The following is a 12179-nucleotide window of genomic DNA, read 5'->3' as shown; positions in this document are numbered from 1 at the left end:
GAGCGCTCCGATGCGCGCCTGCCGCTCGGCCAGGAGCGCCGCCCATCCCGGAAAGCGTCCGACGAACTCCTCGATGCGGTCAGTTTCCGGCGCACTCTCGGCCGCGCCCGCCTCGGCGCCGGCGGCCCCGGCCGCCGCTTCGCGCAGCCCCTCGAAAAGCGCGCTGTCCGCGCCCTCGGCCAGCGCCGCCTCGCCCACGCCGAGCGCCTCGGCGAGACTGGCGAGCAGATCGGCGCCGACCCGGCGGCGGTTGTGCTCGATGAGGTTGAGGTAGGCGGGCGAAACGCCGACCGCCCGCGCCAGGTCGGCCTGCTTCAGGCCGATCCGCTGCCGCCTCTCGCGCACCCGAGTCCCGGTCAGCGCCGACCGCGCCATGGCCCCATCCGCTCCCTTCCCCGCCCGCCGGGGTCGCCGGAGTTTACAGCTTATTCGAACCGGGATCGAGCCTTGCGCCCGGGTTTTCCGAAGCGCGCCCCAAGGCTCAGCAGTTCGGCGGGGCGACGTCCAGCGTGCGTTCCACGACCGGCCGGCCGTCGACGCACTCGGTCACGACGTACTGGTTGCGCGTGCAGGCCGAGAGCGCCAGCAGGGCTGCGGCGAGCAGCACGGGACGCCCTCCCGGCCGTCCCTTCGCGCCCGCGCGCGACGGGTGATCGCGCCCTGCCACAGCCTCCTGCCGCATCGCATCCGCTCCCTGGTTCCAACGCCGGCCCAGATAGACCGCGATTGCCGCCCGAGGGCAAGCGAAAAGGCGCGCAGACCGCCACACCGGTCGCCCGGCTGACAGGGATCAGCGCGCGCCGCGCGAAACGGCGGATGCTGATGGCCGGACAACCGGAAAGGAGAAAAGGATGACCCGCCATGCCCGGATGATCGCGCTCGCCGCGCTCGCCACGCTTGCCGCCTGCGAGGGGATGACCCGGCAGGAGCGCATGGTGACCGGCGGGCTGACCGGCGCCGCGCTCGGCGCCCTGACCGCCAAGGCGCTCGAGGACGACCGTGACTGGATCATCATCGGCGCGCTCGCCGGCGCCGCGGTCGGCACGCTCGTGGCGCAGAACAGCGCGACGAACGAATGCGCCTATGCGCGGGGCGACGGGACATATCACGTCCGTCCCTGCCCGTGACCCATGGGCGCCGGGCGGCAGCGCCCGCCCGGCCCGCGCCGTCCCGACCTCAGCAGTTGCCCGGGGCGACGGTCGACATGTCGCTGATCTCGTTCACGCCGGGTTCGCAATTCTCGAGCGGCTTCTGCGGCTCGGCGCAGGCGGCCAGCGCCGCGAGCAGGATCGCGGCGAGCGCGAGGTTGCGGGCGACGGCGGGGCGGGTATCGGTCAGGCGCATTTCCTCTCCTTCCGGGCGGCTATGCCGGCCACTTCGGTCATCATGCCGGGCGCCGGTCCAGTGCCGGCTCCCGACCCCATCCTGCGCCGGGGCCGGGCCCTCTGACATTGACCGGGATCAACCGGGGCGCGGAACGGCAGGTAGAAAGCCCCGCCGTTCCGCAACGTCACGCGCGCCTCACTGCAGCGCCTTGTCGGTGACCTGGTGCGTCCAGGCCCCTTCCGGCGCCTTGGTGATGACCGCATCCGACCCGCCCGACATCAGCGCCTCGACGGTGCGCTGGTAATCGGCCTCGTCCAGCGCCCCGTTCGACCCCGCGGTCAGCTTGGCGATCTCGCCCATCATCCGCTTCTGGTGGTTCTCGGTCTGGGCGCCGGTATCGTCGTTCTCCAGCACGATCATCGCCGCCTCGTCCGGATTCTCCTCGGCCCATTTCCAGCCCTTCATGCTGGCCCGGACGAACTTCACCATCTTCTCCTCGAAGGCCGGATCGGCAAGCTTGTCCTCCATGACGTAAAGCCCGTCCTCCAGCGTCGCCACGCCCTCGGTCGTGTAGTTGAAGTTGACGAGCTGGTCCGAGGTGATCCCGGCGTCGATGACCTGCCAGTATTCGTTGTAGGTCATGGTCGAGATGCAGGCCGCCTGCTTCTGCAGCAGCGGATCGACGTTGAAGCCCTGCTTCAGCACCGTCACGCCGTCGGGGCTGCCGTCGGTCGGCAGGCCGAGCTTGCCCATCCAGTTCAGGAACGGATATTCGTTGCCGCCGAACCAGACGCCCAGCGTCTTGCCCTTGAAGTCGCCAGGCGTCGTGATGCCCGATTCCTTCAGGCAGGTCAGCTGCATGCCCGAGGACTTGAAGGGCTGGGCGATATTGACGATCGGCAGGCCCTTCTCGCGCGCGGCCAGCGCCGAAGGCATCCAGTCAACCATCACGTCGGCCCCGCCGCCGGCCATCACCTGCGTCGGCGCCACGTCCGGCCCGCCCGGCAGGATGGTGACGTTCAGCCCCTCCTCGTCGTAGAAGCCCTTGTCCTTGGCGACGTAGTAGCCGGCGAACTGCGCTTGGGTGACCCATTTGAGCTGCAGCGTCACATCCTCGGCCCAGGCGGTCGAACCCAGCAGCGCCGCCATCGCCGTTCCGATCATCAGTCTCGTCATGTCGTCCTCTCCTGTTGCGGGTCCCGTTCCCGGACCCTGTTAACGCCGTTGCGACGGATGCCAGAAGGTCACCCGCCTCTCGATGAAGGCCACGAGGCCGTAGAAGGCCGACCCCGCCAGCGCCGCCACCGCGATTTCCGCCCAGATCATGTCGAGCGCCAGCTGCCCGATCGAGGCATTGATGCGAAAGCCCATGCCGACGATCGGGCTGCCGAAGAACTCCGCGACGATGGCACCGATCAGCGCCAGCGTCGTGGCAATCTTCAATCCGTTGAAGAGAAACGGCAAGGCCGCAGGAAAGCGAAGCTTCCACAGCGTCTGCCAGTAGCTGGCATGATAGGTCGCCATCAGGTCGCGCTGCATCGGCTCGGTCGCCTTGAGGCCAGCCACCATGTTCACGAGGACCGGGAAGAACACCATGACGACCACCACCGCCGCCTTCGACTGCCAGTCGAAGCCGAACCACATGACCATGATCGGCGCAATCCCGACGATGGGCAGCGCCGCGACGAAATTTCCGACCGGCAGGAGCCCGCGCTGCAGGAAGGCCGAGCGGTCGATCCCGATCGCCGTCGCCACGGCCGCGCCGCAGCCAAGGACATAGCCGGCGAGCGCGCCCTTGAGCGCGGTCTGCACGAAATCCGCCCAGAGTACCGGCAGGCTTGCCGCGATCCGCGCCGCGATGGCCGAGGGTGCCGGCAGGATCACCGGCGAGACGCCGAAGAGCCGTACCGCCAGTTCCCAGAGCGCCAGCAGCGTGATCCCGAAGAGCGCCGGCACCAGCCAGCGCGGCGCAGGCCCCCGCCCGCGCGCGAGGCGCGCGTTCACGAACCAGGCGCCGAACCACAGCGCCATGAGCGCGGCAAGGCGGATATCGACGAGCAGCGCCGCGAGCGCCAGCGCCGCCGCGAGCCACCAGCCGGGGGAGATCGCCCGGCTCATCGCACCAGCCCCATGCGGGCAAGCGTCGCCCGCTCGGCCGCGCCGATCAGCATGACCAGCCCCGCCGCAACGATGGCGGCGGCGAACAAGGCCGCCCAGATCTGCACCGTCTGGCCGTAGTAGGAGCCCGAGAGCAGCCGCGCGCCAAGCCCCGCCACCGCGCCGGTCGGCAACTCGCCGACGATGGCCCCGACGAGCGATGCGGCGACCCCCACCTTCAGCGAGGCAAAGAGATACGGGAGCGAGGCCGGCAACCGCAGCTTCAGGAGCACGTCCCGCGCCGAGGCGTTGTAGGTCCTGAGAAGATCGAGCTGCATTGCATCGGGCGAGCGCAGCCCCTTTACCATGCCGACGACGACCGGGAAGAACGAGAGGTACGCCGAGATGATCGACTTTGGAATGAGCCCGGTCAGCCCGAGCGAATTCATCACCACGATGATCATCGGCGCGATGGCGAGGATCGGGATCGTCTGGCTGGCGATGGCCCAGGGCATCACGCTCATGTCCATCGCCCGGTTGTGGACGATCCCGATGGCGAGCGCGATGCCGAGCGCGGTGCCGATGGCGAAACCGAGGAGCGTGGCGGAAAGCGTCACCCAGCCGTGATAGACGAGGCTCCGCTTCGAGGTCATGGCCTGGCCGAAGACCCCGTCCCAGAGTCCCACCGCGACCTGATGCGGCGCGGGCAGGACGGGGCGCTCCTGCGCCAGAGTGTCCTTCACCAGGGCCGAGAGCGAAACCTCCGTCCCTGCGCGCACCGCCTGGTCGTAGGTCCATGCCGAATTGAGCTTCACCGCCGCCGCGTACCAGAGCGCGACGATGGCGAGAAGGACGGTCAGGATGGGGAGGAGCGATTTCATTATCGCAGTAGCTTCCACACGCCTCGCTCTGACGTCTTGTTGAGCTTGCCTTCTTTCACCAGGGATTGGGCGGCCCATCGCATTTCATATTGCCACTTGTAGAACATACTTCCGGAACCCCGTAGATCGCTTTCGTGTCGATCCCAAATCCACTTGGCGACATCAACGATGCTTGCTTCGCCGCCCAAATCGTGAAGCGCGCGTGCGACCCAATTCCTAAGATCATCCTTCGTAATCATCTCAACTTTCCTTTTCCACTAAACCTCATCGCCATGCCCATGCCTCAGCCCCTCGCGCACCCGGTGGGCGATCTCGATGAACTCCCGCGAATCCCGGATATCCAGCGGCCGCTCCCGCGGCAGGGTCGATTCGATGACGTCGGTGATCCGCCCCGGACGGGGGCTCATCACCACGATCCTGGTCGAGAGATAGACCGCCTCGGGGATCGAATGCGTCACGAAGCCGATGGTCTTTTCCGTCCGCGCCCAGAGCTTCAGAAGCTCCTCGTTCAGCCGGTCGCGGACGATCTCGTCCAGCGCGCCGAAAGGCTCGTCCATCAGCAATATGTCGGCATCGAAGGCCAGCGCCCGGGCGATCGAGGCGCGCTGCTGCATGCCTCCCGAGAGCTGCCAGGGATATTTCCGCCCGAACCCCTCGAGGTCGACGAGGCTCAGCACCCGGGCGATCCGCTCCTCCTGCTCGGCCCTGGAAAACCCCATGATCTCAAGGGGAAGCCGGATGTTCCCGGCAATCGTCCGCCACGGGTAGAGCCCCGCAGCCTGGAACACGTAGCCATAGGCCCGCGCCTGCCGCGCGGCGTCGGGCGTCAGGCCGTTGACGGTGAGCGTGCCCTCGGTCGGGTGTTCCAGCGCCGCGACGGCGCGCAGGAAGGTGGTCTTGCCGCAGCCCGAGGGGCCGATGAAGCTCACGAACTCGCCCTTGCCGATGGTGAGGTTGACGTCCTTCAGGGCGACGACGGGACCGTCGTTCGTCTGGAACGTCAGCCCCACCCCCCGCGCCTCGATCACCGGCGCGCCCTGACCTGCCGTATCCTTCACACCCGAATCCCTTCCCGTTCACCTGCCCGAGCCGCGCCGCCATGGTAGGCTACAGACACCCACGCAGGAGACTCGCCATGTCCGAATGCCGCAAGGTCCGCCCCGCCGAACGCTACGCCGGCAAGCAGGGATTCACCTATGATGCGGGAATCGCTCGTGAAAGCGTCGGCTCCACCGGCATCTGCATGCACCTTCTGACGATCCCTGCCGGCGGCCGCGCCCGCGCCCACAAGCACGCCACCCACGAGACCGCTATCTACCAGCTTTCCGGCCGTTCGGTGATGTACTGGGGCGAGCGCCTCCAGCACCGGCTGGAGGCCGAGGCCGGGGACCTCATCTACATCCCCGCCGACATGCCCCACCTGCCCTTCAACCCCGGACCCGGACCCTGCACGGCGGTCATCGCGCGCACCGACCCCAGCGAACAGGAAAGCGTCGTCCTGCTGCCGGACCTCGAGGCCTTGGTGCCGTGACGCGGGCATTCAGACGGACCTCATCAGACCGCCGTCGACGCGGATGTTCTGGCCGGTGATGTAGGCCGCGCCGTCGGAGGCGAGGAAGCTCACGGTCGCGGCGATTTCCGCGACGGTGCCATAGCGCTTCATCGGCACCGAGGCGGCGCGCTCGTCGGTCTTCGGCAGGCTGTCGATCCATCCCGGCAGGATGTTGTTCATCCGCACGTTCCGGGCCGCATGTTCGTCGGCGAAGAGCTTGGTGAAGGCGGCAAGGCCCGCCCGTGCCACCGCCGAGGTCGGGAACATCGCCGCCGGCTCGAAGGCCCAGGCGGTCGAGATGTTGAGGATGGTCCCGCCGCCCTGGGCGAGCATGACCGGCGTCACCGCCCGCGCCGCCCGGACCACGTTCAGGAAATAGACCTCGATCCCCCGGTGCCAGTCGGCATCGCCGAGATCGAGCAGCGGCCCGCGCGGCCCGTGCCCGGCGCTGTTCACCACCACGTCGATCCGGCCCCAGGCCTCCATCGCCGCCGTGACGAGCCCGACGATGTCCGCCTCGGACTGGTTCGATCCGGTCACGCCGATGCCGCCGAGTTCCCGCCCCAGGGCCTCGCCCTTGCCGGAGGAGGACAGCACGCCGAGCCGAAACCCGTCGGCGGCAAGGCGCCGCGCCGCGCCCTCGCCCATGCCCGAACCGCCGCCGAAGACGAGAGCCACTCGTGCCATGCCTAGACCCCGGACGCCGGAATGCCCGTGCGGCTCACCGGCCGGGGCGCGGTGAGTTCCTTCCAGGACGAGAGCGCCCTGTTGACCGGGTTGCCGGCCTCGCGCGCCACGAACTCGCCGTGCCCCTCGCGGGTCTCCACCTTGCCGTCATTGACCGCGACCACCCCGCGGGTCAGCGTGTAGCGCGGCAGGCCCTTGACCTTCTTGCCCTCAAAGACGTTGTAGTCGATGGCCGACTGCTGCGATTTCGCGCTGATCGTCTTCTCGCGCTCGGGGTCCCAGACCACGATGTCGGCATCGGCGCCCACGAGGATTGCGCCCTTTTTCGGATAGCAATTCAATATCTTGGCGATGTTGGTCGAGGTGACCGCGACGAATTCGTTGGGCGTCAGCCGGCCGGTATTGACGCCATGCGTCCAGAGCATCGGCATCCGGTCCTCGAGGCCGCCCGTGCCGTTCGGGATCTTGGTGAAATCGCCGACCCCGAAACGCTTCTGCGCCGTGGTGAAGGCGCAGTGGTCGGTCGCCACCACCGACAATGACCCCGACTGCAAGCCGGCCCAGAGGCTGTCCTGATGCTTCTGGTTGCGGAACGGGGGCGACATCACGCGGCGGGCGGCATGGTCCCAGTCCTTGTTGAAATACTCGCTCTCGTCCAGCGTCAGGTGCTGGATCAGCGGCTCGCCCCAGACCCTTTTGCCCTGCATCCGCGCCCGCCGGATCGCCTCATGCGCCTCCTCGCAGGAGGTGTGGACGACGTAGAGCGGAACCCCCGCCATGTCGGCGATCATGATGGCGCGGTTCGTCGCCTCGCCCTCGACCTGCGGCGGGCGGCTGTAGGCGTGCGCCTCCGGCCCGGTATTGCCCTCTTCCATCAGCTTGCGCTGCAGTTCGGCCACCACGTCGCCGTTCTCGGCATGGACAAGCGCGATGCCGCCCAGTTCCGCGAGGCGGCGGAACGAGGCGTACATCTCGTCGTCATTCACCATCAAGGCGCCCTTGTAGGCCATGAAATGCTTGAAGGTGGTGATGCCCTCCTTCTCGATCACGTCCTTCATCTCGTTGAAGACCTGCTCGCCCCACCAGGTCACCGCCATGTGGTAGCTGTAATCGCAATTCGCCCGGCCCGACTTGTTGTGCCACATCTTCTTGGCGTCGATCAGCCCCTGCCCCGGCGAGGGCAGCACGAAATCGACGACCATCGTCGTCCCGCCGGAAAGCGCGGCACGGGTGCCGCTTTCGAAATCGTCGGTGGAATAGGTGCCCATGAAGGGCATCTCGAGATGCGTGTGCGGGTCGATCCCGCCCGGCATGACATAACACCCGGTGGCGTCGAGGGTGGTGTCGCCCTTAAGGTTTTCCCCGATCTGGGTGATCTTGCCGCCCTCGATCAGCACGTCGGCCTTGTAGGTCAGGTCGGCGGTGACGATGGTGCCATTCTTGATGACTGTGGTCATTCTATCTCCCTCCACACGCGGCAGCACGACTGCCCTGATCTTTCGGCAGGCCCTTCAAGGCATTGAACGCTGCCATCATTATCGGCGAGTCCTGAATAGACGCGCAGTGCAACTCAAGCATGGTCCGAATTTGCGATGCTGAAACGCCCAGAATGGCGGCTCTCTCAAGGCAAAGGTCCGTGCCTCCCAAGTAGAGATTAGCACCCGTCCAGTAGCCAAAGATCCAATCCGTTAATCGCTGGTCCTCCAGTGAAGCCAGATCCCGACAAAGCGTCATGCCGACCCCGTTAGCCCAATCCAATTTCCAATCGGCACTGGCAGTGCCTGTAGAGAAAGCACACAGCACCGCCGCTCCAAGGATCGGGCGCCCCCTCACCCCACGACCTCCGCCGTCTCCAGCACGGCGTGCAACAGCACATCCGTCCCCGCCGCCGCCCATTCGGGGGAAATCTCCTCGGCCTCGTTGTGGCTGAGCCCATCCACGCAGGGGCACATGATCATCGCGGTCGGCGCGACGCGGTTGATCCAGCAGGCGTCGTGGCCGGCGCCAGAGACGATGTCCATATGGGAATAGCCAAGCTTTTCAGCGGCATCGCGCACGGCCCTCACACAGGCCCCATCGAAGGCCGGCGGGTCGAACTGGCCGACGAGCTGGGCGGAGAACTTCACCCCGACCTCGGCGCAGAGGCCGGGCGCGCGGGCATGGAACTCCGCCACCATCTCCTCGAGCGTCGGCAGGATGTGGCTGCGGAAATCGACGGTGAAGACCACCTTCTCGGCGATGATGTTGCGGCTGTTGGGATAGACGTCGATATGGCCGATGGCGCCGACGGCGTTGGGCTGGCGCTTCATCGCGATCTCGTGGACCAGCTCGGTGACGCGGGCAAGGCCGCGCCCGGCGTTGCGGCGGAGGTACATCGGGGTGGAGCCGGTATGCTGGCCCTTGCCGGTCACGGTGCATTCGATCCACCTCAGCCCCTGGCCGTGGGTGACGACGCCGATCTGCTTGCCCTCGGCCTCGAGGATCGGGCCCTGCTCGATATGCAGCTCGAAGAGCGCGTGGATCTTCCGCGCACCGACCGTCTCGGTCCCCTTCCAGCCGATCCGCTCCAGCTCGTCGCCGAACCGCAGTCCCTTGGCGTCGCGCCTGTCATAGGCATAGCCCTGGTCGATCACGCCGGCGAAGACGCCGGAGGCGAGCATCGCCGGGGCGAAGCGCGTGCCTTCCTCGTTGGTCCAGTTGACCACGACGATCGGGTGCTTCGTCTTCACGCCGAGATCGTTCATCGTGCGGACGCATTCGAGCGCGCCGAGAACTCCCAGCACGCCGTCATACTTGCCCCCGGTCGGCTGGGTGTCGAGATGCGAGCCCATGTAGACCGGCGCTGCCTTCGGGTCCTCGCCCGGCCGCATGGCGAACATCGATCCCATCTGGTCGACGCCCATCGTCATGCCGGCATCCTCGCACCACTTCTGGAAGAGCCGGCGCCCCTCGGCATCAGCGTCGGTCAGGGTCTGGCGGTTGTTGCCGCCGGCCACGCCGGGGCCGATCTTGGCCATCTCCATCAGGCTGTCCCAGAGCCGAGCGGAATCGATCCTGAGGTTCTCTCCGGGTGCGGGCATCTTGTCCTCCTGTCGGTCCTTCCGGGGTCTTCCGTGCCCCTTGCGACGACTCGTTTTCTGACCGTATGGTCAAGGTCGAGAGCATCACAGCCTGACCAACTGGTCAACGGAAATCTGGCGAGGACATGGCCGCCCCCGACCGCCTGACGAAGCGCAACGCGATCCGCCGCGAGAACGAGCGGCTGATCCTCGCCGCCGCCGAAAAGGTCTTCGCCGAGGCGGGCTTCGGCGGTGCGACGATGCAGCTCATCGCCGACATGGCAGGGCTGCCCAAGGCGAACCTGCACTACTACTTCGCCACCAAGGAGGAGCTTTACCGCAAGGTCGTGCAACAGATCTTCGAGATCTGGCTTCACGCCGCCAAGAGCTTCGACAAGGCCGCGGGGCCGGTGGAGGGGATCGGCGCCTACATCGACGCCAAGATGGAAATCTCGCGCCGCCATCCCTTCGGCTCGAAGGTCTGGGCGAGCGAGGTGATGCATGGCGCGCCGGTGATCCAGGACTACCTGGAGACGACGCTCAGGGACTGGACCGAGGGGCGCGCGGCGGTGATCCGGCGCTGGATCGCCGCCGGCAAGATGGCGCCGGTCGATCCCTACCACCTGCTCTACATGCTCTGGGCGACGACGCAGCACTACGCCGACTTCGGCCACCAGATCGAGACGCTGAACGGCGGACGGCCGCTCAGCGCGCAGGAATGGGCCCGGGCGAAGGAAAGCGTGAAGTCGATCATCCTGAGGGGGATCGGCGCCAGTCCATCGCAGGCGGAGGTCATCTGAAACCGAGCGCCCGTTCGCCCGAGACGATGCCCCGGACGAGTGCGCAGCCGTCGGGCTCGGCCTGGTAGAGCGCCCAGGCATTGTTGCCGAAGACCCGCGGCGCGAGTGCGTAGATGCCCATGTTCACCATGTCGCGCGAGCCCTCCGCGCGAACGGGGTCGGCCGCGAGCAGCGCCGCCCGCGACTCGGGGCCATAGACCTCCATCTCGAAGACCGCGGCGATGAACTCGTGGTGTTCCGGCGCGACCTTCGTGCCCCCCGGCAACTGCGCAATGACCGCATGCGCGACCTCGTGGGCCACCAGTCCGCGGAAGAGCCTGTCCGGCGGCAGGTCGCGGCGTGCGTCGCCGGCGGGAAGGAGTGCGGGATAGCGGGCAGGTTCGGCCACCGAGATGCAGCGGCTGTGGCTGTCGTAATAGCCGAGGCAGACGCCGTGGACCGGGTGTTCGGGCGCGGCGAGGACCGTGACGAGGAGCGGCTGCATCATCGTCAGCCCGCAGCGGCCGAGCGCCTCGAGCGCCTCGGAAACCGCGCCACAGGTGGCGCGGGCAAGCTCCGGCGTGCGGGCCTCGGCCGTGACGAGCGGGGCGTCGCAGCGCAAGATGTCCGCCCCGGAAGGCAGCGCCGAGGTCAGGGCGGCAAGTGATGCCGCAAGGGCCTTCATGTTCATCGCAACCCGGGTCCTCTCGTTCCGACCTGCCATCCGTCCCAGCGCCTGCCGCCCCCCCCCGTGCCCCGGATCATGCAGCGGAGCGACCGTCACCTGCAACCAACGGCTTCAGCGGCGACAGGGGGACCGCGCGCCGCGATCGCCGCCCAAACCAAAGGATACGTTGACGAAACGGCTTGAACCCTCAATGGTTTGGGCCATTGTGCAAAACGGGACAGTGGGACGAGCGACTTTGCCTTCCTTCACGCTTCGCGAGCGCCAGGTATTTCACGGCGCGCGGGCGAGGGTTCTCTACGAGCTCATCGCCTGGAAGTTCCGCAATGACACCGATCTACGGTTCATGAACTACGGCTATTTCGCCGGCGACGAGAGCGCAGCGCTTGCTGAGGACGAGGCCGCCGAACGCTACAGCGCCGCGCTTTACGAGGCGGTGGCGACCCAGGTCCCGCTCGCCGGTCGCCGGGTGCTCGACGTGGGCACGGGACGCGGCGGGGGCGCCTCCTTCGTCCAGCGGCACCTCGGCGCCGCCGAGACCGTCGGCTGCGACATCGCCCACGGTGCCATCGCCTTCTGCGAGCGGGTCCATGCCGGAGTACGGGGCTTGAGCTTCCGCCAGGGCGACGCCTTGGCGCTACCCTTCGCGGCGGAAAGCTACGACGCGGTGCTGAACGTCGAGAGCGCGCATTGCTACACCGACCGCGCGGCGTTCTTTTCCGAGGTTTTCCGTGTCCTGAGGCCGGGCGGGCATTTCCTGATGGCCGATTTCACCCCGCCACGGACGCGGCCGGAGGCGGCGGGCGCGCGGATCGCGGATGACCTCTCGCTCGCCGGCTTCGCGCCACCGGACATGACGGACATCACGGCGGCGATCCTTGCCGGGCTCGACCGCGACAACGGCCGGCGCCTGCGCGAGATCAGCGCGCGCTTTCCGCGCGGGACGCGGCGGCTTGCGCGGCTCTGGGCGGGGACGCAGGGGTCCTGGATCTACCGGGACTTCGCCGAAGGCCGGCGGGCCTACCTGATGTATCGCATCGAGAAGCCACGGGTCGCCCTTCCGGGCTTCCTGCATGTGCCGGACCGCGTCCCCGGCCGCGGCGCGCTCGGCAC

At 67.6% G+C, this 12179-nt stretch carries 15 protein-coding genes; 4 read left to right on the top strand and 11 right to left on the bottom strand.

Annotation, left to right across the window (positions count from 1 at the left end):
- Positions 1 to 375, bottom strand: a 375-nt coding sequence (locus F9K34_RS13175; RefSeq protein ID WP_291337429.1) for a helix-turn-helix domain-containing protein, incomplete at its 3' end; no start/stop codon positions are given.
- A gap of 106 nt (positions 376 to 481) precedes the next feature.
- Positions 482 to 682, bottom strand: a complete 201-nt coding sequence (locus F9K34_RS13170) for a hypothetical protein (RefSeq protein ID WP_291337428.1) — start codon at positions 680 to 682, stop codon at positions 482 to 484.
- A 169-nt stretch (positions 683 to 851) separates the two neighbouring features.
- On the opposite strand from F9K34_RS13170, the gene F9K34_RS13165 reads away from it, so the two are divergent.
- Positions 852 to 1127, top strand: a complete 276-nt coding sequence (locus tag F9K34_RS13165) for a YMGG-like glycine zipper-containing protein (RefSeq protein ID WP_291337427.1) — start codon at positions 852 to 854, stop codon at positions 1125 to 1127.
- A gap of 49 nt (positions 1128 to 1176) precedes the next feature.
- Here F9K34_RS13165 and F9K34_RS13160 read toward each other — a convergent pair whose 3' ends face one another.
- From F9K34_RS13160 to F9K34_RS13140, 5 genes are all read right to left on the bottom strand, one after another.
- Positions 1177 to 1344, bottom strand: a complete 168-nt coding sequence (locus tag F9K34_RS13160) for a hypothetical protein (RefSeq protein ID WP_291337426.1) — start codon at positions 1342 to 1344, stop codon at positions 1177 to 1179.
- A 177-nt stretch (positions 1345 to 1521) separates the two neighbouring features.
- Positions 1522 to 2502, bottom strand: a complete 981-nt coding sequence (locus tag F9K34_RS13155) for an ABC transporter substrate-binding protein (RefSeq protein ID WP_291337425.1) — start codon at positions 2500 to 2502, stop codon at positions 1522 to 1524.
- A 39-nt stretch (positions 2503 to 2541) separates the two neighbouring features.
- On the bottom strand, positions 2542 to 3357 hold the full coding sequence (locus F9K34_RS13150; protein WP_291337430.1) for an ABC transporter permease: 816 nt from the start codon (positions 3355 to 3357) through the stop codon (positions 2542 to 2544).
- Between the two features lie 83 nt (positions 3358 to 3440).
- Entirely contained in the window at positions 3441 to 4304 is an 864-nt protein-coding gene (locus tag F9K34_RS13145; RefSeq protein ID WP_291337424.1) for an ABC transporter permease, read from the bottom strand.
- A gap of 257 nt (positions 4305 to 4561) precedes the next feature.
- The gene (locus F9K34_RS13140; protein ID WP_291337423.1) at positions 4562 to 5362 is read right to left on the bottom strand and encodes an ABC transporter ATP-binding protein; all 801 of its coding nucleotides are present in this window, start codon (positions 5360 to 5362) and stop codon (positions 4562 to 4564) included.
- A 77-nt stretch (positions 5363 to 5439) separates the two neighbouring features.
- On the opposite strand from F9K34_RS13140, the gene F9K34_RS13135 reads away from it, so the two are divergent.
- On the top strand, positions 5440 to 5835 hold the full coding sequence (locus tag F9K34_RS13135) for a cupin domain-containing protein (RefSeq protein ID WP_291337422.1): 396 nt from the start codon (positions 5440 to 5442) through the stop codon (positions 5833 to 5835).
- A 9-nt stretch (positions 5836 to 5844) separates the two neighbouring features.
- Here the strand turns inward: F9K34_RS13135 and F9K34_RS13130 are convergent, their stop codons facing one another.
- From F9K34_RS13130 to F9K34_RS13120, 3 genes are all read right to left on the bottom strand, one after another.
- Positions 5845 to 6543, bottom strand: coding sequence for an SDR family oxidoreductase (locus tag F9K34_RS13130; RefSeq protein WP_291337421.1), 699 nt, complete (start codon positions 6541 to 6543; stop codon positions 5845 to 5847).
- 2 nt (positions 6544 to 6545) lie between these two features.
- Positions 6546 to 8000: a dihydropyrimidinase gene (gene hydA, locus F9K34_RS13125; protein WP_291337420.1), complete on the bottom strand. Its 1455-nt coding sequence runs from the start codon at positions 7998 to 8000 to the stop codon at positions 6546 to 6548.
- 372 nt (positions 8001 to 8372) lie between these two features.
- Positions 8373 to 9623: a Zn-dependent hydrolase gene (locus tag F9K34_RS13120; protein WP_291337419.1), complete on the bottom strand. Its 1251-nt coding sequence runs from the start codon at positions 9621 to 9623 to the stop codon at positions 8373 to 8375.
- A gap of 125 nt (positions 9624 to 9748) precedes the next feature.
- On the opposite strand from F9K34_RS13120, the gene F9K34_RS13115 reads away from it, so the two are divergent.
- Entirely contained in the window at positions 9749 to 10402 is a 654-nt protein-coding gene (locus F9K34_RS13115; protein ID WP_291337418.1) for a TetR/AcrR family transcriptional regulator, read from the top strand.
- On the opposite strand, the gene F9K34_RS13110 is transcribed toward F9K34_RS13115, so the two are convergent.
- Entirely contained in the window at positions 10395 to 11072 is a 678-nt protein-coding gene (locus F9K34_RS13110) for a DUF6639 family protein (protein WP_291337417.1), read from the bottom strand. The two genes, F9K34_RS13115 and F9K34_RS13110, sit on opposite strands and share 8 nt — an antisense overlap.
- Before the next feature lie 232 nt (positions 11073 to 11304).
- Here F9K34_RS13110 and F9K34_RS13105 point away from each other — a divergent pair.
- Positions 11305 to 12179 (top strand): class I SAM-dependent methyltransferase (locus F9K34_RS13105; RefSeq protein WP_291337416.1); only part of this gene is annotated, 875 nt, incomplete at its 3' end.

Source organism: Albidovulum sp. (genome assembly GCF_008933605.1).
In the GTDB taxonomy this organism is placed as follows: Bacteria; Pseudomonadota; Alphaproteobacteria; order Rhodobacterales; family Rhodobacteraceae; genus Albidovulum.
This window is presented reverse-complemented; position numbering and strand designations above follow the sequence as displayed.